Here is a 20,399-nt window from a genome sequence, read left to right as displayed (position 1 = left end):
CCTCCGTTCCCGTGGGAACGGAGGCTTTTCGCTGTTTTCGGGACCTCTGCTCAGGAGGCATAGCGGGGAATGGAGTCCACGATCTGACGGCACTCCTCCTCGGTCAGGTTCCCACCGATGGAGCCGGCCACTCCGCCATCCATCCAAGCCACACTGCGCCATGGGCCGTTGCTGATGATGTAGAAGGTGATGCCGCACTTCTCAAAGGTGACGACGGGGGTATCGTCCTTGGGATAGACCGTGGTCCCCACCCCGTCGGGGTTGGTGCGCAGGTCGAAGGAGAGGGAAAGATTCCGCTCGCCCTCCACGTCGGTGGCAAAGAGATAGGCCGAATACCAACCCGTCTCCTCGGATACGTAGGTGTCGGACTCCACCGTCACAAACCCCTCCGGCAGCCAGCTGGGGGCGTAATCGGGATCGATGCCCACATCCTCCATGGCCTCCTGGATGGTCTCATACTTCGGCGGGATGCTCATATCGGGCGCCGTATACACCCACTCATCCGGCTCTGTGATGGAGCGCACAAAGTGTTTGGCCTGCTCCAGGTCCATATCGCCCCAGATCTCGCCGGAATATCGGCCGCAGGCCCAGGTGATGCGGTACTGGCCTGCGTCCAGGGGGACAATGTAATAGCTCCTGCCGTCAAATTCATAGACGATGGTGTCTGGCTCATCCTTACCCTGAATGTCGGCCTCTGCCTGCTGTTTGTCCTTCCGCTGCCGGACCACGAAGGTGTAGCCGTCACCGGCATCCGTGCGGTGGTCCTCGGTAAAGACGAGGGTGCCGTCGGCCTCCTCGGTGACCGTCACGTCCAGCCCCGGGACGTCGTCTCCCTCCCAGGCGGGATTCCAGGTGGGCATCATGGGCACCCGGACGTCATAGGCGTCCAATGCCGCCTGCCCGTGGGAATAGCTGACCGTCTCCGGCATCTCGCCCTCCCCCGTGGAGAAGGTGAACTCACCTCGGGTCCAGCTGGCCACATGCCGGAAGAGGTCCACACCCAGGCTCTGGGCCGCCAAGGCCACCACAAGCACCGCCGCCGCGGCGATGCCGGCCAACCGGGGCAGGAACCGCCTGGGACGGAGATGTCTCACCTCGGGGCTGGACACCGGCCTTGGGAAGAGGTCCCCGTGCCGTGCCCGGAACGCCGCCTCGGCGGCCTCGGCGTCGAAGGAATCCTCCGCGCCGTCCAGCTCCTCCGCTGCGGCCAGCCATCGCTCCACCGCCACCGGGTCAAAGTCCTCCTCCGATACCCCGTCCAGGTAATCGGAAAGGTCCTCTGTAAGCCGCTCCGCCTCCGCGGCCTTCCGCTCTTCCTTGTCCATGTCCATCACCTCCCATTCTCTCATCCCATATATCGATTCAGCCGCTGGATTTGTGACACGTCTGGAAATTTTTTTCCAAAAGTTTTTTGCAATGGTTTTTGGCCCGGAACAGCCGGGTCCGGGAGTTCATCTCCGAGATGCCCAGACGCCGGGCAATCTCCTGGTGGGAATACCCATCCTCATAGAAGAGGAGCAGCACCTCCCGCTCGCTGTCACTGAGCCCATCAGGCAGGGCCTCGGCCAGATCCGAGCGCTCCTCCTCACTGGCCGCCCAGGTGTTGGCGTCCTCCAGGGGCACCTCCCGGTGATACTTGGCCAGCTTCACCTCAGTGAGAATCAGGTGCTGGAGGGTCTTCCATAGCCAGCCCTCCAGACTGGGGTGGTCCTCCAGTCCCTCCTTCTGCTGGAGCAGCCGGACAAAGGCCTCCTCCACCAGCTCCTCCGCCAGCGGCCGGTTCCGGAGCTGCCGCAGGGCATAGGCGAACATTTTGGGGGCGTTTTCCCGGTACAGGGCGGTAAAACGGCTGTCCCAATCCATCTGCATCCGGAAAACACCTCCTTACTTCTTTTCGCGTCCGCAGTCATGGTGGTTATTATATCATATCCCATGCGTTTTGGGAATGCTGCCGGAAACCCCATCAGCCGGTCAGATAGCGCTGGAGGAACTGCTCCAGACGGGCCTCCTGGTCGGGCCCGGTGAGGTAGACGTCGGGCTCCAGTCCCACCCCCTCCGCAAAGTAGCCCTCCGGCCAGACAAAGAGGTCCAGCCCCCAGGCCAGCTCTGTCCCCGACCAGGGGAGATAGCCCCGGTAGGTCTGGGAGCCGGTGAGGCAGCCGCCGGTGTTGGAGCCGATAACCAGGCTCCGTCCCACGTTCCGGGTCAGATCGGTAAAAGCCTCGGCGGCAGAGGCAGTCCCACGGGAGGTGAGCACCACCAGAAACGGGCCCTCCTCCCGCTCCAGATACTGCTCCTCCGGCCGCCGGACCCGGTAGCCCTCCTCCTTCACCTCTCCTTCCCGGCAGGTCCAGTCATAGGGGTCCAGGCATAGGGTGGCATAATTGGGTTCCGGTGTCTCCCCGGTAAAGGCCCGGAACCACTCCCCCGGCAGGTTCCCATTCCCGCCGGGGTTGGAGGTGAGGTCCACCACCAGAACGCCGTCGGAGGTCCGCCCCTCCTCCGCCGCGGCCAGAAAGGCCTCCACAGCCGCCCCGTCATAGCCGCCCTCCGGCCCGGCGTCCCCGGGTTCAAAAGGCATTCTGGTCATTTGCAGGAGCTCCGCCCCGGCCAGGGTGCTCCGGCTGAAGGTCTCCTTCCCCTGGTCCAGGGGCTGGGTGCCCGCCGGGTCCAGGATGAGGGTCTCCTCCCCGTCGGCATAGGTCACCACGGCGCTGCTCCGTCCCGACGCCACATCCGTCCGGTAGAGCTTCCAGGTGAGCTCCCCCTCCGGACCAATGGCCCGCTTCAGGTAGTTGTCGGGGTCTTCCCCCTGGACGGAAACCACCGCCCGGTCCAGATTTTCCCCTCCATAGAAGGTGCCGTTCCGGCGGTCAAAGACTGCCCCCTCGGCGCAGTAGAGGGCAGACGGCTCCAGGGTTCCGCTGCCCCCGATGCCGAAGTGCCCGTCCTGCACGAAGCCCAGGGCCTCCTTCAAAATCTGCTGGTACTTGCCCACAGGGATCTCCTCTCGTCCCTCCATGGCACGGAGGACCCGCTCCTCCGCCGCGCCGAAGGCCTCGTCGCCCCCGAACCAGGTGTAAAGGCCGTAATAGGTCCGCAGCAGCCGGAAGAGATAGTCCACCTCAGCCCTTGCCTCCGCCCCGGTCAGCATACCTACCGTCTTTTCCTCCCGGCGCAGGAGTGAGAACTCCGCCTCGGTAAGCAGGGGACTGCCCTGTTCGAAATCATAGCGGTACGCATCCAGCTCCCCGGTGGGGGCGTTCAGGGCAGCGTTTTTCGCCTCCGTCTCCGCCAGAAGCTGAGAAAAGGCGTCCCCCTCCCCCGCCGGACCACAGGCGGTGAGCAGCAGCGTCACCGAGAGGACACCGGCAGCGATTTTCCTAAATTTCACAGTCCAATTCCCCCTTTTTTGCCCATTCTAACATTTTTCCTTTCCCCTGTCACCCAAAGAGTGGAAGGGCGGCGGGAAGTGTGGTATAAAAATAGAGAAGAAATCTGCACGGAAAGAAGGGTGCTTATGGCGGAATACCGCATAGAGCGGGACAGCATGGGCGAGATGAAGGTACCGGCGGACCGGTACTGGGGCGCCCAGACCCAGCGCAGCTTTGAGAATTTTAAAATTGGTGTGGAGAAGATGCCCGTGGAGATCATCCGGGCCTTCGCCCTGCTCAAGAAGGGTGCCGCCCTGGCCAACCGGCGGCTTGGCAAGCTGGACGAGACCCGGTGCGGCTCCATCTGCGCCGTCTGCGACGAGATCCTGGCCGGCAGGCTGGAGGGCCACTTCCCCCTGGCGGTGTGGCAGACCGGCTCCGGGACTCAGTCCAACATGAACGTCAACGAGGTCATCGCCAACCGGGGCAACGAGCTGCTGGGGGAAAGGCTCCTCCACCCCAACGACCACGTGAACATGTCCCAGTCCTCCAATGACACCTTCCCCACCGCCATGCACATCGCGGCGGTGGTCAGCCTGGAGGACCATCTCCTCCCCGCCCTGGAGGGCCTGTCCGCCACTCTGAAGCGGCTGGAGGCGGAGAACGCCGATGTGGTGAAGTCGGGCCGCACCCACCTCCAGGACGCGGTGCCCATCACCCTGGGCCAGGAGATCAGCGGCTGGCGGACCTCCCTGGAGCGGGACGCGGCCCTCATCCGCGCCGCTCTGCCCCCTCTCCACGAGCTGGCCCTGGGCGGCACCGCCGTGGGCACCGGCCTCAACGCCCCCGCCGGCTTTGACACGGCGGTGGCCGAGGAGGTGGCCGCCCTCACCGGCAAGGCCTTCGTCACCGCCCCCAACAAGTTCCACGCTCTCACCAGCAAGGACGAGCTGGTCTTTACCCACGGCGCCCTCAAGGCCCTGGCCGCCGACCTCATGAAGATCGCCAACGACGTGCGGTGGCTGGCCTCGGGCCCCCGCTGTGGCCTGGGGGAGATCCGCATCCCAGAGAATGAACCCGGCTCGTCCATCATGCCCGGCAAGGTCAACCCCACCCAGTGTGAAGCGTTGACCATGGTAGCCGTTCAGGTCATGGCCAATGACGTGGCGGTTGGCATGGCGGCCAGCCAGGGCAATTTCGAGCTCAACGTCTTCATGCCGGTGTGCATCTACAATTTTCTCCAGTCAGCCCGGCTCCTTTCCGACGCCATGGTCTCCTTTGACCGCAACTGCGCCGCCGGCATCACCGCCGACCGGGAGAAGTGCCGCCACAACCTCCACAACTCCCTCATGCTGGTCACCGCCCTCAACCCCTATATCGGCTACGACAACGCCGCCAAGACCGCCAAACTGGCCTACGACGAGGGCATCTCCCTCAAGGAGGCCTGCGTGAAGCTGGCCTTTCTGACCCCCGAAAAGTTCGACGAAGTGTTCCACCCCGAAGAGATGGTATAAGGAAAGGAAGTTATCCCCATGGATGAGATCAGCCAAAAGTCCCTGGACCTCCACTACGCCCTCCACGGCAAGATCGAGGTCATCGCCCGCAAGCACGTGGAGACCCGGGAGGACCTGTCCCTCCTCTATACCCCCGGTGTGGCCCAGCCCTGCCGGGAGATCCAGGCCGATTATGAAAAGTCCTTCGCCCTCACCCGCCGGAGCAACCTGGTGGCCGTCATCACCGACGGCTCCGCCGTGCTGGGCCTGGGCGACATCGGCCCCGCCGCCGGTATGCCCGTCATGGAGGGCAAGTGCGCCCTCTTCAAGGAGTTCGGCGACGTGGACGCCATCCCCCTGTGCGTGGACACCAAGGACGTGGACAAGCTGGTGGAGACCATCGCCCTCATCTCCAAGAGCTTCGGCGGCATCAACCTGGAGGACATCGCCGCCCCCCGGTGCTTCGAGGTGGAGCGCCGCTTAAAAGAGCTCTGCGACATCCCCGTCTTCCATGACGACCAGCACGGCACCGCCATCGTGGTGGCTGCCGCCCTCCTCAACGCCGTGAAGGTCACCGGCAAGGAGATGGGCAAGGTGAAGATCGTCATCAATGGCGCCGGCGCCGCCGGCATCGCCATCGCCAAGCTCCTCCTCTCCATGGGCTTCGGCACCGTCACCCTCTGCGACATCCACGGCATCATCTGTGAGGGGGACGAGGGCCTCACCTCCGGCCAGGAGGAGATGAGCCACGTCACCAACCCCGACCACCTCCACGGCACCCTGGCCGACGCCCTCAGGGGAGCCGACGCCTTCATCGGAGTCTCCCGACCCGGCCTGGTCACTGCCGAGATGGTGTCTACCATGAACCAGGGCATCGTCTTCCCCATGGCCAACCCCGTCCCCGAGATCATGCCCGACGAGGCCAAAAAGGGCGGCGCCGCCGTCATCGGCACCGGCCGCAGCGACTTCCCCAACCAGATCAACAACGTGCTGGTCTTCCCCGGCGTCTTCAAGGGAGCCCTCCGGGTCCGGGCCCGGGACATCACCGAGGGTATGAAGATCCGGGCCGCCAAGGCCATCGCCGCCCTCATCCCCGACGACCAGCTCACCCCCGACTACATCATCCCCTCGGTGCTGGACAAGTCGGTGGCCGAGGCCGTGGCCAAGGCCGTGGCAGACGAGGCCCGGGAGCAGGGCATCGCCCGCATCTGAAAGGAGAACATGACATGGACACTGTGACCCTGGGTAAGACCGGCATCACCGTCAACAAGAACGGCTTCGGCGCCCTCCCCATCCAGCGGGTGAGCCGTGAAGAGGCCGCCAGGCTCCTCACTATGGCCCTGGACGGCGGCATGACCTTCTTCGACACCGCCCGGTTCTACACCGACAGTGAGGAGAAGATCGGCTATGCCCTCTCCCATCGCCGGAGCGAGTTTTTCCTGGCTACCAAGACGGCGGCCGTCACGGCGGAAGGCTTCTGGGCCGACCTGGAGACCAGCCTCCGCAACCTGAAAACCGACTATGTGGACCTCTACCAGTTCCACAACCCCGCCTTCTGTCCCAAGCCTGGCGACGGCACCGGCCTCTACGAGGCCATGGAGACCGCCAGGGCCCAGGGCAAGGTCCGCTTCATCGGCATCACAAACCACCGTCTGGCAGTGGCACAGGAGGCCATCGACTCCGGCCTCTACGCCACCCTCCAGTTTCCCTTCTGCTACCTGGCCACCGACAAGGACCAGGCCATCCGTACTGCCGCCCGGGACGCCGGCATGGGCTTCATCGCTATGAAGGCCCTCTCCGGCGGCCTCATCCGGGACTCCGCCGCCGCCTATGCCTGGCTGGCCCAATACCCAGAGGTCCTGCCCATCTGGGGCGTCCAGCGGGAGAGCGAACTGAAGGAGTTCCTCTCCTATGTGAAGGAGCCCCCCGCCCTGGACGAGGCCCGGCAGGCCCTCATCCAGGCCGACCGGGTACAGCTAAAGGGCAGCTTCTGCCGGGGCTGCGGCTACTGTATGCCCTGCCCCGTGGGCATCGAGATCAACAACTGCGCCCGCATGTCCCTCATGATCCGCCGGGCCCCCCAGGCCGATCAGCTTACCCCGGAGATGCAGGCCAAGATGGCCAAGATCGAAAACTGCCTCCACTGCGGTCAGTGCGCCTCCAAGTGCCCCTACGGCCTGGACACCCCCAAGCTGCTGGAGGAGAATTATAAGGATTACAAGGAGATCCTGGCGGGCAAACAGCCCTGACAGGCACAGAAAAGGACCGTGGAACGACAAGTTCCACGGTCCTTTTTTATCGTCATTCCACCACCAGCAGGTCCTTGGGGTAGGCGTTGAGGACCTCGCAGCCGGTCTCGGTGACCAGCGCCAGATCCTCAATGCGCACCCCCAGCTTGCCGGGCAGGTAGATACCCGGCTCCACCGAAAAGACCATGCCCGGCCGGGTGAGCACCTCACATGCAGAGGAGTTGTCCGGGGGCTCGTGGCACTCCAGGCCACAGCCGTGGCCCAGCCGGTGAGTGAAGTAGGGGCCGTAGCCAGCGTCGGTGATGACCTTCCGGGCGGCGGCGTCAATGTCCCGCATGGGGATGCCGGGGCGAATCATGGCCTCGGCGGCCTCATTGGCCGTCCGGACGGTCTCATACACCTTCCGCCCCTCCTCGCTCACCTGGCCGAAGAAGACGGTGCGGGTCATGTCGCACCAGTACCGCTGGATAGGGATGAAGATGTCCATGACCACCGAGTCTCCGCGCTTGAGCACGGTGTCGTTGGGGCCGTGGTGGGGATCGGCGCCGTTGGGCCCGAAACAGACCAGCTGGCCCTCGCTGGACCGGTCGGCGCCGTGGTCCCGGAAGAGCTTCTCCACCAGGCCGGCCAGCTCATTCTCCGTGGCGCCTGCATGGATGGCCTGGATGGTGGCCGCCATCACCTGGTCGTTGATCTTAGAGGCCCGGCGCATGGCGTCGACCTCAGCTGCGTCCTTGCACATCCGGGCGTCGTCCACCGGGGCGGAGCCCAGCACCGGCACAATGTCACTGCGGCGGCTCAGAACTCCGATGAGGAACTTGCTGGGCCAGGACTTGTCCACCCCCAGCTTCCCCGGCTTCAGGTCGGCGGCCAGGATGGCGGCAGGGTCGTCGCTGTCGGTGTGGAGCTTCATGGGCAGGTCGGGCTGGGGCTGGAGGGCGAAGAGCTCATTGGCATACAGGGTGCAGCTGCCGTCGTCCCGGATGAGCAGGGCCAGCATCCGCTCCATGGGCTCCACGTGGATGCCGGTGAGGTAGTACACCGAGGCAGTCGCCGTCACCACGATCTGCCCCAGGCCCTGGGCGGCCATGTTCGCCACCACACGGTCTAGGCGCGTCTGATTCATAGCGTGTATCTCCTTTGTGTCAGTTAAAAAGGACGCGGTCCCGCCGTCAGGCAGGCCCGCGTCCTTCACTTTATGAGATTGTCTTACTTCTTGGTGTAGTCGAAGAAGCCCACACCGGTCTTGCGGCCCAGCTGGCCGGCACGGACCATCTTGCGGATCAGCAGGGAGCAGCGATACTTGGAGTCGCCGGTCTCGCTGTACAGGGTGTCCATGATGGCCTGGCAGACGTCCAGACCGATCAGATCGCCCAGAGCCAGGGGGCCCATGGGGTGGTTGGCGCCCAGCTTCATGGCGGTGTCGATGCCCTCAGCGGTAGCGACACCGGTGTAGAGCAGGTCGGCGGCCTCGTTGATCATGGGGATCAGGATCTTGTTGACCACAAAGCCGGGGGCCTCGTGGACCTCGACGGGCTCCTTGCCGATCTCCACGGACAGGTCGTGGATGGTCTTGTAGGTCTCGTCGGAGGTCTTGGCGCCACGGATGACCTCAACCAGCTTCATGACGGTGGCGGGGTTGAAGAAGTGCATGCCGATGAACTTGTCGGGGCGCTGAGTAGCGGCGGCGATGGCGGTGATGGAGATGGAGGAGGTGTTGGTGGCCAGGATGGTCTCGGGCTTGCAGATCTTGTCCAGATCGGCGAAGATGCTCTTCTTGATCTCCAGCTTCTCGATGGCGGCCTCAACAACCAGGTCGGCATCGGCGGCGGCATTCAGGTCAGTGGTGAAGGTCATCTTGTCGGTGATGGCCTTCTTGCCGGCCTCATCCAGCTTGCCCTTGGATACCAGCTTGTCCAGGCCCTTGTTCAGGCGGGCCTCGGAAGCCTTGATGATGTCGTCGTTGATGTCGCGCACGGTCACATCAAAGCCCTTCTTGGCAAAGACCTGGGCGATATCCAGGCCCATGGTGCCGCCGCCGATGACAACGATCTTTTTCATAGTTGCATACCCCTTTTCCCAAATTTTATTAAAATCATGTCTGATCATGTTCCAGACCTGATCGTCCGGACGTGCGATAACGGGTGCCATATGTAACCCGGAACCGTATTACTTGTTCTGGAAGTGCTTCTCAGCGCGCTTCTCCAGGAAAGCGCTCATACCCTCGGTCTGATCCTCGGTACCAAAGCAGACACCAAAGGCTTCAGCCTCAAAGGCGGAACCGGTGGCAATGTCGGTCTGCATGCCCATACGGATGCAACGCTTGGACTCCTGCACGGCGATCTGAGCGTTGGCGCAGATGCCGTTGGCCAGCTCCATGGCCTTGGGCATCAGCTCCTCGGGGGGATAGACCTCGCTGACCAGGCCGATGGCCTTGGCCTCGGCGGCGCCGATGACCTTGGCAGTGAGGATCAGCTCCATGGCCTTGGAGATACCCACGATACGGGGCAGACGCTGGGTGCCGGCGAAGCCGGGGGTGATGCCCAGGCCCACCTCGGGCTGACCAAACTTGGCCTTCTCGCTGGCCAGACGGATATCACAGGCCATGCAAAGCTCGTTGCCGCCGCCCAGAGCAAAGCCGTTCACCGCGGCGATAACGGGCTTGGCCATATTCTCCAGCTTCAGGAAGACGCTGCCGCCATGGACACCAAACTTCTTGCCGCTGATGGAGGTGAGGTCCCGCATCTCACCGATATCGGCACCAGCCACGAAGGAACGGCCGGCGCCGGTGAGGATCACTACATAGATATCATCATTGGCGGCCACTTCATCGATAGCCGCATCCAGGTCGCTGAGCACCTGGCTGTTGAGGGCGTTCAGGGCTTCCTGACGGTCAATGGTCAAAATACCAACATGACCCTGCTGTTCAATTTTGACAAATCCCATAGTTTGCTACCTCCTTTGTAATGCGATGCAGCCCTTCCCACCAGGCCTTTCGCAAGTATCAGTATAGACCGTTTCTCCCCACTGTGCAAGAGGGCAAAAGGGAAAATTTTTGTTTCAAAAGCACAAGTATTTACAAAATAAGCGGCTCTTTTTCGCATCATTTTCATGTGGTAGCACCAATTTTCCCGTTTTTTGGGAACATCTTGGCCGCCAAATTCCCGTTATGGCGAATTTGTCACCCCACCAACCCGGAGAGCCACTGGGACACCGGCAGATAGAGCAGCGGCAGAAAAATGGCCGGCAGCATATTCCCCACCCGAATCTTAGCCTTGCCCAGCCCCAGCATATTGATGGCGATGCCCACAATGATGGTGCCGCCCACGGCGCTCATTTCCGTGATGGCGGCGCTGTCCAGGAAGGGCCCCACCTGGGCGAAAAGGAGGGTGAGCCCCCCCTGATAGATCATCAGCGGCAGCACGGAAAAAGCCACACCCACACCCATGGCAGAGGCCAGCGTGATGGAGGTCACACCATCAATGACACCTTTGGAGATCAGAATATCATATTTCCCTTGGATGCCAGCCTCCATGGAGCCCATGATGGCCATGGAGCCCACACAAAACAGAACAGCAGCGGTCACAAAGCCCTCCGTAAAACGGCTGCTGTTGCCGCTCTCTCCACCAGCCAGCTTTCGCCGGAGCAGTTCCCCTGCCGCATCCAGCCGGTCCTCGATGCGGATGGCCTCCCCAAGGATGGTCCCCAAGACCATGCAGACAATGACGCACAGCGTATTCTCCGTAGCGATGGCGGAGGTGACACCGATGCCCAGAACACACAGACCCAGTGCATGGGTAAGGATGGTATTGAACCGGGCACCGATTCGATTTTTAAAAAGCACGCCCAGGATGCTTCCGATCAGAACGAGCACGGCATTGATGATGGTTGCAAGCATGAAAATGGGACCTTCTTTCTCTTGAGCACACATTGGGATTATCATACCACAGATTAGCTGTCCATGTAAAGCGTTAAAGTGATAAAACAAAAAGCGACCCGGCGCACAACTGTTCGCCGGGTCGCTCATTCCGGTCACTGGGGCTTTGCCATAGGCCGGATGATGGTTCGGAACATATAAGCCATAAAGGTCATGCTCAGGAGGAAGGAGAAAATCTCCGCGAAGGGGAAAGCCAGCCACACGGCGCTCAGACCGAACATACGGCCCAGGACCCAGGCGGCAGGCAGAATGAGCACCAGTTGCCGGAGCACGGACACCATCAGGCTCAGCACACCCTTGCCCAAGGCCTGACACACCGAGGAGGTGACGATGCCGAAGGCGGCGAAGAGGAAGCTCAAACTGATGACCCGCAGGGCGGGCACACCGAGCTCCAGCATATAGTCAGAGGCGTTGAAGATGCCCAGCAGCTGCCGGGGGACGATCCAGAAAAGGGCTACGCCAACTGCCATGATGGCCAGCGCATACAGCACCCCCAGCTTGACGGTACGGCTGATGCGCTCCGGCTTCCGGGCGCCGTAGTTGTAGGCAATGATGGGGACGATGCCGTTGTTGAGGCCGAAGACGGGCATGAAGATGAAGGACTCCAGCTTGAAGTAGGCGGAGAAGACCGCCACCGCGGTGGAGTTGAAGGCACCCAGAATCTTGTTCATGCCGAAGGTCATCACCGAGCCGATAGAGGACATGATGATGGAGGGCACACCCACGGAGTAGATTTTGCCAATAATGGCACCGCTTGGCCGGAAGCCTCGGAAGGAGATGGATATCTCCGGATTCATCCGCAAGTTGCAGTAGAGTCCCAGCAGAGCGCCCACGATCTGCCCCAGCACGGTGGCCCAGGCGGCGCCGGCGATGCCCATTTTGGGAAACGGCCCCACGCCGAAAATGAGCAGGGGGTCCATGATGATATTGATGATGGCGCCGGTTGCCTGGGAGATCATGGTGAAAATGGTCTTGCCGGTGGACTGGAGGAGCCGTTCGAAACAGATCTGGAACATCATGCCCACCGACACCACCGCGACGATGGAGAGATAGGTGGTGCCGTAGTCGGCGATGCTCTCCACCGGGGTCTGGAGTTCCATGAAGGTCCGGGCGAAGAAACCGCCCAGCACGGCGAAAACCACCCAGGAACAGAAAGCCAGGAAAATACCGTTGACCGCCGTGCGGTTAGCGGTCTCATAGTTCTTTTCGCCCAAACTCTTGGAGAGGAGGGCGTTGATGCCGACGCCGGTGCCCACAGCCACCGAGATCATCAGATTCTGAGCCGGGAAGGCCAGACCCACGGCGGCCAGGGCGTCCTCGCTGATGTAGGAGACGAAAACGCTGTCCACCACGTTATAGAGTGCCTGCACCAGCATGGAGATCATCATGGGCAGGGACATAGTGATGAGGAGACGGTTGACAGGCATAACGCCCATCTTGTTCTCCTGGGGCTGCTGATTCACTTATGGAGCCCCCGTTCCTCGGCCAGTGCCAAAATAAGATCTACCGTGGTGTCCAGGCCGATGGTGCTGTTGATGGCCAAATGGTAGTTCTCCGCCTTGCCCCAGACCCGGTCGGAGAAGTGCTCGTAGAAGGCGGCGCGGTTCTTGTCCTGCTTGAGCACATAGGCCCGGACATCGGGGGCATCTACCTTGTACTCCTCCTTGGCCCGGAAGATCCGCTCATCCAGAGGAGCGTGGATGAAGAGATTGAGAACCCCCTCCTGGTTACGCAGGACATAGTCGGCGCAGCGGCCAACGATGACGCAGGGTCCCACGGCGGCCACCTTGCGGATGACCTCGCTCTCGGCGATAAACACCTGATCGGTAACAGGGAGATTTTGCGTGCTCATGTAGAGGTTGTAGAGGAAGCTGCTGGTCTTTTTCTGCTCGGCCTGACGGATGAATTCCTCGGAGAGGCCGGTCTCCTTGGCTGCCAGGTCAATCACGGCCTTGTCGTAGAAGGGGATATGCAGGGTTTCTGCCACCCGCTGGGCGATGATGCGTCCGCCGGAGCCAAACTGACGGCCGATGGTGATCACAGTATGGGCCATAATGGTACCTCCTTTTTCCCTTGTTCTCTGCTAACATTATACCATATTACCGTTGAAAAAACCACGGTCAGGTTCCACACCAGACCGTGGTTTTTCTTCCATTCTATTGTATATTGTAGACCTTTTACGCTGTGCTCAGAGGACCCGGTTGACGGGCGTTCCATCCATCCACGCCTTCAGGTTATCGAAGACGATGTGGCAGCGCTCCTCCATGGACTCGGCGGTGGCGAAGGCCACATGGGGGGTGACGATGGTGTTCTTGGCATGGAGCAGGGGGTGGTCCTGAGGTACCGGCGGCTCCATCTCAAAGACGTCGATGCCGGCTCCGCCCAGACGGCCACTGTTGAGGGCGTCGGCCAGGGCCTGGCTGTCCACCACGGGACCACGGGCGGCATTGATGAGGAGGGCCCCCTCCTTCATCTTGGCGATGGTCTCCCGGTTGATCATACCCCGGGACTCATCGTTCAGGGGGCAGTGGAGGGAGATGATGTCAGACTGCGCCAGCAGCTCATCCAGGGAGACAAAGGTCATGAAGTCAGGCTCGTCCCCCTTGATGTGGCGCTTGTAGGCCAGCACCTTGCAGCCGAAGGCGGCGCACAGCTGAGCGGTACGGGTGCCGATGGCGCCGGCACCCACGATGCCCACCGTCTTGCCCCGGAGCTCGGAGCCCACCAGGCCGTCCTTGGTACCGCCGGTCCGGCAGCGCTCCCCCACCTGGGGCACGTTCCGCAGCAGGGAGAGCATCATGCACAGGCTCAGCTCGGCCACCGCCTGGGTGGAGTAGCCCGCCGCATTGGACACGGTCACCCCTTTGGCCTTGGCAGCGGCCAGATCCACGTGGTCTACACCGGTGAAGGCCACATCGATAAACTTCAGGTTGGAGCAACCGGAAATGACCTCCCCGGTAAGGGGCATGTTGGCCAGCATGATGACGTCGGCGTCAACCGCCCGCTGGAGCTGGACCTTGGGATCGGTGTCCTTAGGATAGGCTTCAAAGGTGTGTCCGGCCTCCACAAAGGGCCGGGCACACTCGTTCAGGAGGGCATCCGGCACGCCCAGAGATTCCAAAAGTACGATCTTCATCTATGATCCTCCCATTCTCTGTGGTCCCGGCGGCTTAGCGCCGCCTCGCAATCCGTCTGAATAGATCCATTATACCACCAGCGCCGTCAAAAGCAAGGGTACTACCATTTATGGAATCGTCCGACGGTCCTCTTCTTCCGCCATGCTTTTTCGCCACCATCCCCCATCCCGTCCCCGGTTTTGGGGACGGCTTCGGACGTTTTCTGTCAAAACAGGCGATACGCGCCCCTTGAAATTGGAATAATATTACATATAATGGTAATCATAACAAAAGAGGAGGTATAAGCATGCGTGAACTGTTCGTGGGCAGCCGGACAGCATCCGGAGAAGATGGACAACCCCACCGCTTTGAATACTACGTGCTCATTGGGCAGATGGAAGTGGGGGGACACTTTGCCTGCGAGAGCTATGGCGTCAAGGTTCGAGAGGCAGGCGGCGAGACGGCTGCCATCCCCGACCTCACCGTGAACACCGAACGGATCGACAGCCTCATGGAGCTGCTCACCCGAAACACGGTGGGCCCCGCCGGAGTCCGGGATGTGGTGGATGACTGGCTGTGACCGCAACAGAAATGCTGCGACTTGAAAAAAAGCTGTTGACAAATCCAGCCACAGCAGATATAATAACCCTTGCGATTCAAACTTGGGTCGCATTTTGCGGCTGTGCTGGAACTGGTAGACTGGCAAGCTTGAGGTGCTTGTGTCCGTATGGGCGTGCGGGTTCGACTCCCGCCAGCCGCACCAAAAAGAGAGACAGGACTTAGTCCTGTCTCTCTTTTTCTTTTTCCCGATCATCACAGATATTGCATGCGATAGGTTTCTACGCAATCAAGATAGTACATCAAAAATGCGGGTTCATTCTCATATTCCTCTGGTCCGATGCCCCGTTTGACCATGCCCTCCCAAAAAAGCTGTGGGCTGTTGCACATAATATAGCCGGTTTTGCGTTCCAGGATAAAATAAACGAATTTTTCTTTTATTCCCATCAGGACTTGATTATACGCTGTATTCCGCGCCGAATCCAGGAGTTTATAGGCCACAAAGCAAAAATCCTCCGGCTTCAGAGCGGGCACATAATTGGTAATCGCGTGAAACGCATTGAAATAAAGACTCTTCACAAAATAAGCAGAAAATGGACAAGTCGACCGGCTCGACATCCACCTTCCTAACAAGCCGCTGTATCAACTCCTGATCCGTACTTTTCCGAAACGGGATATGATATCCTTCCCCTGCGTTCAATGCAAAGCCTCCTTTGCCAACCATAACCGTCGTCCGATTCTGAAGATAGAAAAACGCCCCGCTGTCAGCGAGGCGTTTCCCTGTGTTGAGTTGAGAAAGAGAGAGGAGGTTGGAGATGATGAAGTGATGTTTTTATCTGTTATCCTGTCCACGCTCATAGGATACCACATCCGCCACGGGGAATGGATGGACAAACTTTGAAGGATGCGTGAACAATTTGTGAACCCGCAAAAAGGCCCCCGGACAGTGTCCGGGGGCCGCTGGTATTTCCTGGTCTCAGACGGTAATGACTTCCACGCCTGCCTGGTCCAGCAGTGTCCTTCCCTCTTTGCTCAGGTCCTTATCCGTGATAACGGTGTGGACAGACGAGAGGGGGAAGCTGGACGCCACGGCGTTGGCCCCCACTTTGTCGGAGGTGGCCAGCACAATCATCTTCTTGGCCGACTTGGCCATGGCACGGGCCACCTCAGCCCGGAAGAGGTTGATGGTGGAGATACCCTTGTCCTCACTGATGGCGTCGGCGCCGATGAAGCACTTGTCCACCGAGAACTGGGCCAGGCCCAATTTGGTGAGGGGACCCACGTTGGCCTCGGCGTCGTGCTGGAAGGAGCCGCCCAGCAGCACCACATCCAGCGCCGGGCACCGACGCACAAAGTTGCACAGGAATACCGAGTTGGTGATGACGGTGACGCCCCGCTTGGAGGCCAGCTCCCTGGCCAGCAGAGAGCAGGTGGACCCCGTCTCGACGATGACGGTCTCCCCATCGCTCACCATCTCCGCCGCTCGCTGGGCGATCCGCAGCTTCTGCTCATAGTTGTTCCACATCCGGGTGGAGGTATCATATCCGTTGTCCACGGGGATGGCTCCGCCATGAGTCCGCTTGAGAACGCCCTGGTCCTCCAGCTTCTTCAGGTCCTGCCGCACCGTTACCAGAGACACCCCAAAGCGCTGGGTGAGCTCGCTGACACTGACCTTGTCCTCCGTCTGGAGGAGATCAATGATCTCTAACTGCCGTTGATTGAACAATGCGAAAGCCTCCTGTACGCCGTACGAAATACCGGCTGGTTTTCTCTTAAAGAGTATCATAGCGCATTTCCTGCCAAAACGCAAGTAAAAGAAAATCGCCGCCGGGAGATAAAATCCCGGCGGCGAGGTGTTGGGGCCAAGTGCGTCTCACTGTAAGGCCACCACCTGATACATGAGGAAAAAGTGGGCCACACTGCCCAGCAGGATAAAGAGATGGAAGATCTCGTGGCAGCCGAACCGTGGATTGTTCCGCCCGGGCCACTTGATGGCGTACAGCACGCCGCCCACCGTGTAGAAGACGCCGCCCAGCGCCAGCCAGAAGATACCCAGAGGGGGCATGTTCCGCAGCAGAGAGGGCAGCATAAAGACCGACATCCAGCCCATGAGGAGGTAGACACCGGCAGTGATCCACCGCGGGGCGTCGATCCACACCAGCGCCATCACGGTGCCCAGCAGCGCCACCGCCCAGACAATGATCAGCATGGGGATGCCGCCGTCATGGAGCAGGGTCAGCAGGCAGATGGGGGTGTAGGTGCCCGCGATAAGGAAATAGATGGAGATGTGGTCGTACTTCCGCAAAGCGATCCGCCCCGCCACGCTGGTGTTGATGCAGTGGTAGAGGGTACTGGCGGTGTAGAGGCCGATCATGCTCAGTCCGTAGATGAGGAAGGCAGCGGTGCTCGCCCAGCCGCTCCCCAGCACCACCATCCGCACCAGAAGCAGAACGGTGCCGATCACGCCCAGCACAGCGCCCACCCCGTGGGTGATGGCCGACCAGGGCCGCAGGCCATCATAGGGGTCTCTCCCCTTCTCCCGTCGGACTCTGGACCGGCGCTGCCGCTCCACACCTGCCATGGGAAGGGTCCGATATTCCATGCGCTCATCCATACTCATCACCGCGCCCTTTACGATGCTTCCTCCGGATGGCCTGACGTCGTCCGAAGATCTGTTTTTTCTCTGCTCCTATTATAACTCGCCCCATCTCAAAATATCAATATAAAAATCACAAAATCTAGTTTTCTAAATCAGATTTAGAATTGGGCAGAATGAGTAAAGGCAAACGGCGATACCAGCAAAGCACGTCGGTCGAACCGGTTTTCCGCAGGAGAATGACCGTGAGTCCGCCGTCCAGCAGCAGGAGCACGGCCACTGCCCGAAGGAGCAGCGTGGGGATCTGGTCCGCCGCCTCAGCGGCCAGGGGCTGGATGAGATAGACCGACAGCAGCCCCAGCAGGCTCCAGAAGGCGGAAAAGAGGGGGCAGATCCTTCCCCGGAGATTTCCGGGCAGCTGGGTATAATCCCAGAAGGACACCCCCAGCACCTTTTCGTAAAAGAGGCTCATGATATACTCCGCGCCGGTAGCGGCCATGGCCGACCACACCGCCACCAGGACGGGATAAGGGTAAAGCCGGTGCGCCGGTGCCAGAATCAGCAGGGCGCCCAGCCCGTAGACCGGACATAAAGGAAGAAAATAGAAGCATTTCCTGTCCTGTTTCTCTGCCCGCACCACCCGAGCAAATGCAACCTCCACCAGAAATCCAAGAAAACTATAAAGGATAAAATACCAAAGCAACCGCTCCAAAAATCCATCCCTCCTGACGTCTCCATCTTAGGATGGTCGGGCATCCAAAAAACATACCCACCTTCCTGCCCGTCTGCCACAAGGAATGGCCGGAAAGTCAGGGGAAATTTGTCACCTTGCCCCTTGTCTCTCAGCGGCGGTTGTGGTAGAATGAAAAAAATTCTAAAGGGGATCGTCAAGATATGCGGCATCTCATCGACTTTGGAGACCTCAGCCGAGCGGAGTGGGATTCGCTGTACCAGCGGTGCAGTGAAATCATGGACCACCCCGCTGATTTTTTGGACGCCTGCAAGGGCAGGGTCATGGCAAGCCTTTTTTATGAGCCCTCTACCCGCACCAACTTCTCCTTTCAGACCGCCATGCTCCGGGTGGGCGGCACGGTGTTCGGCTTTGCTGATCCCCGTTCCTCTTCGGTGGCCAAGGGCGAAACGTTGAAGGATACCATTAAGATGGTTTCCGGCTACGCCGACGTGGTGGTTATGCGCAATCCCCAGGAGGGCGCCGCCAAGGCCGCCTCCCTCTACTCCGACGTGCCCGTCATTAACGCCGGCGACGGCGGCCACATGCACCCCACCCAGACCACCGCTGACCTCACCACCATCACCCGCCTGCGGGGCAAGGTGGACGGTCTCTCCGTGGGCCTGTGCGGCGACCTGAAGAACGGCCGCACCGTCCACTCCCTCATCAAGGCCATGGCCAAGTTCCAGGGCATCAAGTTCTTCCTCATTGCCCCCCGTGAGCTGGCCATCCCCGAGTACATGCGATCTTTCATGCGGGAGAACGACATGTGGTTCACCGAGGTTACCGGCCTGGAGTCGGTCATCCCCCAGCTGGATGTGCTCTATATGACCCGCATTCAGCGTGAGCGCTTCGTGGACCCCCTGGAGTACGAGCGGAACAAGGGTATCTATGTCCTCACCCGCCGGAAGCTGGACCGTGCCAAGAAGGACCTGCTGGTGATGCACCCCCTGCCCCGTGTGGACGAGATCGACATCGACGTGGACGACGACCCCCGGGCGGTCTACTTCAAGCAGGCCCGCTACGGCATGTTCGCCCGGATGGCCCTGCTCACCGACCTGGCCAACCAGCCCCGGATTGACCCCGGCGCCGTGGAGATCGGCCATGAGCCCGTGTGCCACAACCCCCGCTGCATCACGCAGACCGAGCACTACCTCCCCCCGCTGGTGAAGAAGAACGGCGGTGTGGACTGCTGCGCCTACTGCGACGCCGCTCTGGATTGACGAGAGCCCTTTTCTGCCCCGGCAGAGCCGGGGCAGAAAAAAATTTTCACAAAGTGGGAAAAATCGATTGACAACCCTCCCCCGATGTGTTAATATATCCTGGCTGACATTCGAGGATGGACAGTGCCCGTGCGGGTGTAGTTCAATGGTAGAATCCCAGCCTTCCAAGCTGGTTGCGTGGGTTCGATTCCCATCACCCGCTCCATACGCGCCAGTAGCTCAGTTGGATAGAGCAACTGCCTTCTAAGCAGTGGGCCGGGGGTTCGAGTCCCTTCTGGCGTGCCATACGATCCAGAAGCGGCCGGGATCGGTTGCACATTCTTGAACTGCTTGCGCAAACTCATACACGGTCTTTAATATGGTGGGTGTAGTTCAGTTGGTAGAGCATCGGATTGTGGTTCCGAGTGTCGTGGGTTCGAGTCCCATCACCCACCCCATATGACCTCAAGGCGGAAGGGCCGGAGCGTCCGCTCCGGCCCTTCGCTTTTAGGTACCGCTGTATTGGGGTGTAGCCAAGTGGTAAGGCACGGGACTTTGACTCCCGCATCCGCTGGTTCGAGTCCAGCCATCCCAGCCAAATATTCCTGCCGCCTTGTCGGCTTTTGCAATATTGATGAGACTCAGTAGCTCAGTTGGCAGAGCAATTGCCTTTTAAGCAATGGGTCCGGGGTTCGAATCCCCGCTGGGTCACCACGTGGTCGCAAAGTTCGCTTTGCGACCACATTTTTTATGCTCATGCACAAAAATATCTGCTACCCCCTTCCCTGCTTCCCGGGAGCTTGACCCAGTTTTTACACGGACATGGTAGTGGGAACCAAATCCAAAGCATATACTGTACCCAGGAACGGACAAAGCATCATCCGGATGGGAGTGGTCAAAATATGCTTCCCTGTCAAAACACCTGTGCCATGTACTGTGTCGGATGCCACAAGAGCTGCGGCCTCTGGCGGGAATTTCAGGCGGAACAGCAGGTGCAGCGCGCCGCCAAGAAACGGTATCTGCAATACCACACACAGCGCCGCATGCAGACCACCCGTCAACTTCTACGCCTGCAAGCCAGGCGCCCGATCTGGTAAAGGAAAAAAGTGGAGAGGGGGGGGGCGGGGGGGGGGGGGGGGGGGGG

The 20,399-nt window shown here is 60.5% G+C and carries 20 protein-coding genes and 6 tRNA genes; 11 read left to right on the top strand and 15 right to left on the bottom strand.

Annotated features, from left to right (window positions below; all coding sequences use genetic code 11):
* Positions 1-50: 50 nt before the first annotated feature.
* The 3 genes from ACTNBK_RS11455 to ACTNBK_RS11445 all read right to left on the bottom strand — a co-directional run bounded on the left by ACTNBK_RS11455 (position 51) and on the right by ACTNBK_RS11445 (position 3,394).
* Positions 51-1,325 carry a DUF4367 domain-containing protein gene (locus ACTNBK_RS11455; RefSeq protein WP_441146182.1) on the bottom strand — a complete coding sequence of 425 codons (1,275 nt, stop codon included), beginning with the start codon at positions 1,323-1,325 and terminating at the stop codon, positions 51-53.
* A 37-nt stretch (positions 1,326-1,362) separates the two neighbouring features.
* Complete coding sequence (locus ACTNBK_RS11450; RefSeq protein ID WP_441146180.1) at positions 1,363-1,869, bottom strand: RNA polymerase sigma factor; 507 nt, start codon at positions 1,867-1,869, stop codon at positions 1,363-1,365.
* A 94-nt stretch (positions 1,870-1,963) separates the two neighbouring features.
* Positions 1,964-3,394: a S41 family peptidase gene (locus ACTNBK_RS11445; protein WP_441146178.1), complete on the bottom strand. Its 1,431-nt coding sequence runs from the start codon at positions 3,392-3,394 to the stop codon at positions 1,964-1,966.
* Positions 3,395-3,520: 126 nt separating this feature from the next.
* Here ACTNBK_RS11445 and fumC point away from each other — a divergent pair, with 126 nt between their 5' ends.
* Genes fumC through ACTNBK_RS11430 form a run of 3 tightly spaced genes read left to right on the top strand, consistent with a single transcriptional unit; the run spans position 3,521 to position 7,116 of the window.
* On the top strand, positions 3,521-4,888 hold the full coding sequence (fumC, locus tag ACTNBK_RS11440; protein ID WP_441146176.1) for a class II fumarate hydratase: 1,368 nt from the start codon (positions 3,521-3,523) through the stop codon (positions 4,886-4,888).
* Positions 4,889-4,906: 18 nt separating this feature from the next.
* A complete protein-coding gene (locus ACTNBK_RS11435) occupies positions 4,907-6,079 on the top strand; it encodes an NAD(P)-dependent malic enzyme (protein ID WP_441146174.1) in 1,173 nt (390 codons plus the stop codon).
* Positions 6,080-6,093: 14 nt separating this feature from the next.
* Positions 6,094-7,116 (top strand): aldo/keto reductase, encoded by a 1,023-nt coding sequence (locus ACTNBK_RS11430; protein ID WP_441146172.1) that lies wholly within the window; start codon positions 6,094-6,096, stop codon positions 7,114-7,116.
* A gap of 52 nt (positions 7,117-7,168) precedes the next feature.
* Here ACTNBK_RS11430 and ACTNBK_RS11425 read toward each other — a convergent pair whose 3' ends face one another.
* The 7 genes from ACTNBK_RS11425 to ACTNBK_RS11395 all read right to left on the bottom strand — a co-directional run bounded on the left by ACTNBK_RS11425 (position 7,169) and on the right by ACTNBK_RS11395 (position 14,189).
* Positions 7,169-8,242, bottom strand: a complete 1,074-nt coding sequence (locus ACTNBK_RS11425; RefSeq protein WP_441146170.1) for a M24 family metallopeptidase — start codon at positions 8,240-8,242, stop codon at positions 7,169-7,171.
* Positions 8,243-8,325: 83 nt separating this feature from the next.
* Positions 8,326-9,177: a 3-hydroxybutyryl-CoA dehydrogenase gene (locus ACTNBK_RS11420; protein WP_441146169.1), complete on the bottom strand. Its 852-nt coding sequence runs from the start codon at positions 9,175-9,177 to the stop codon at positions 8,326-8,328.
* 108 nt (positions 9,178-9,285) lie between these two features.
* Positions 9,286-10,062 (bottom strand): enoyl-CoA hydratase-related protein, encoded by a 777-nt coding sequence (locus ACTNBK_RS11415; protein WP_441146167.1) that lies wholly within the window; start codon positions 10,060-10,062, stop codon positions 9,286-9,288.
* Positions 10,063-10,297: 235 nt separating this feature from the next.
* On the bottom strand, positions 10,298-11,014 hold the full coding sequence (locus tag ACTNBK_RS11410; RefSeq protein ID WP_441146165.1) for a DUF554 domain-containing protein: 717 nt from the start codon (positions 11,012-11,014) through the stop codon (positions 10,298-10,300).
* 134 nt (positions 11,015-11,148) lie between these two features.
* A complete protein-coding gene (locus ACTNBK_RS11405; protein WP_441146217.1) occupies positions 11,149-12,489 on the bottom strand; it encodes an MATE family efflux transporter in 1,341 nt (446 codons plus the stop codon).
* Positions 12,490-12,512: 23 nt separating this feature from the next.
* A complete protein-coding gene (locus ACTNBK_RS11400) occupies positions 12,513-13,106 on the bottom strand; it encodes an AAA family ATPase (protein ID WP_441146163.1) in 594 nt (197 codons plus the stop codon).
* Between the two features lie 135 nt (positions 13,107-13,241).
* Entirely contained in the window at positions 13,242-14,189 is a 948-nt protein-coding gene (locus ACTNBK_RS11395; RefSeq protein WP_441146161.1) for a 2-hydroxyacid dehydrogenase, read from the bottom strand.
* A gap of 287 nt (positions 14,190-14,476) precedes the next feature.
* Between ACTNBK_RS11395 and ACTNBK_RS11390 the strand changes: the two genes are divergently transcribed.
* Together ACTNBK_RS11390 and ACTNBK_RS11385 are read left to right on the top strand one after the other, a co-directional pair.
* Positions 14,477-14,749, top strand: a complete 273-nt coding sequence (locus ACTNBK_RS11390) for a DUF6514 family protein (protein ID WP_441146159.1) — start codon at positions 14,477-14,479, stop codon at positions 14,747-14,749.
* A 96-nt stretch (positions 14,750-14,845) separates the two neighbouring features.
* A tRNA-Leu gene (locus ACTNBK_RS11385) sits at positions 14,846-14,932 on the top strand.
* 50 nt (positions 14,933-14,982) lie between these two features.
* Here the strand turns inward: ACTNBK_RS11385 and ACTNBK_RS11380 are convergent.
* From ACTNBK_RS11380 to ACTNBK_RS11365, 4 genes are all read right to left on the bottom strand, one after another.
* Positions 14,983-15,228 (bottom strand): hypothetical protein, encoded by a 246-nt coding sequence (locus ACTNBK_RS11380; RefSeq protein ID WP_441146157.1) that lies wholly within the window; start codon positions 15,226-15,228, stop codon positions 14,983-14,985.
* Between the two features lie 475 nt (positions 15,229-15,703).
* Positions 15,704-16,513 (bottom strand): DeoR/GlpR family DNA-binding transcription regulator, encoded by an 810-nt coding sequence (locus ACTNBK_RS11375; protein WP_441146155.1) that lies wholly within the window; start codon positions 16,511-16,513, stop codon positions 15,704-15,706.
* An 87-nt stretch (positions 16,514-16,600) separates the two neighbouring features.
* Positions 16,601-17,341 (bottom strand): PAQR family membrane homeostasis protein TrhA, encoded by a 741-nt coding sequence (gene trhA / locus ACTNBK_RS11370; RefSeq protein WP_441146153.1) that lies wholly within the window; start codon positions 17,339-17,341, stop codon positions 16,601-16,603.
* 124 nt (positions 17,342-17,465) lie between these two features.
* Positions 17,466-18,035, bottom strand: coding sequence for a putative ABC transporter permease (locus tag ACTNBK_RS11365; RefSeq protein ID WP_441146151.1), 570 nt, complete (start codon positions 18,033-18,035; stop codon positions 17,466-17,468).
* 182 nt (positions 18,036-18,217) lie between these two features.
* Here ACTNBK_RS11365 and pyrB point away from each other — a divergent pair, with 182 nt between their 5' ends.
* The 6 genes from pyrB to ACTNBK_RS11335 all read left to right on the top strand — a co-directional run bounded on the left by pyrB (position 18,218) and on the right by ACTNBK_RS11335 (position 19,969).
* Positions 18,218-19,276, top strand: coding sequence for an aspartate carbamoyltransferase (gene pyrB / locus ACTNBK_RS11360; RefSeq protein WP_441146149.1), 1,059 nt, complete (start codon positions 18,218-18,220; stop codon positions 19,274-19,276).
* A 131-nt stretch (positions 19,277-19,407) separates the two neighbouring features.
* Positions 19,408-19,481, top strand: a tRNA-Gly gene (locus ACTNBK_RS11355).
* Between the two features lie 3 nt (positions 19,482-19,484).
* Positions 19,485-19,561 (top strand) — tRNA-Arg (locus ACTNBK_RS11350).
* Between the two features lie 76 nt (positions 19,562-19,637).
* A tRNA-His gene (locus tag ACTNBK_RS11345) sits at positions 19,638-19,713 on the top strand.
* A gap of 65 nt (positions 19,714-19,778) precedes the next feature.
* Positions 19,779-19,853: transfer RNA gene (locus ACTNBK_RS11340), tRNA-Gln, on the top strand.
* Positions 19,854-19,893: 40 nt separating this feature from the next.
* Positions 19,894-19,969 (top strand) — tRNA-Lys (locus tag ACTNBK_RS11335).
* 98 nt (positions 19,970-20,067) lie between these two features.
* Here the strand turns inward: ACTNBK_RS11335 and ACTNBK_RS11330 are convergent.
* Positions 20,068-20,316 (bottom strand): hypothetical protein, encoded by a 249-nt coding sequence (locus tag ACTNBK_RS11330; RefSeq protein ID WP_441146147.1) that lies wholly within the window; start codon positions 20,314-20,316, stop codon positions 20,068-20,070.
* Positions 20,317-20,399 lie beyond the last annotated feature (83 nt).

This window comes from Intestinimonas sp. HCP28S3_D6, assembly GCF_052065695.1.
Taxonomy (GTDB): domain Bacteria; phylum Bacillota; class Clostridia; order Oscillospirales; family Oscillospiraceae; genus Intestinimonas.
The sequence above is the reverse complement of the archived record's forward strand: the minus strand, read 5'-3'. Positions and strand labels throughout refer to the sequence as shown.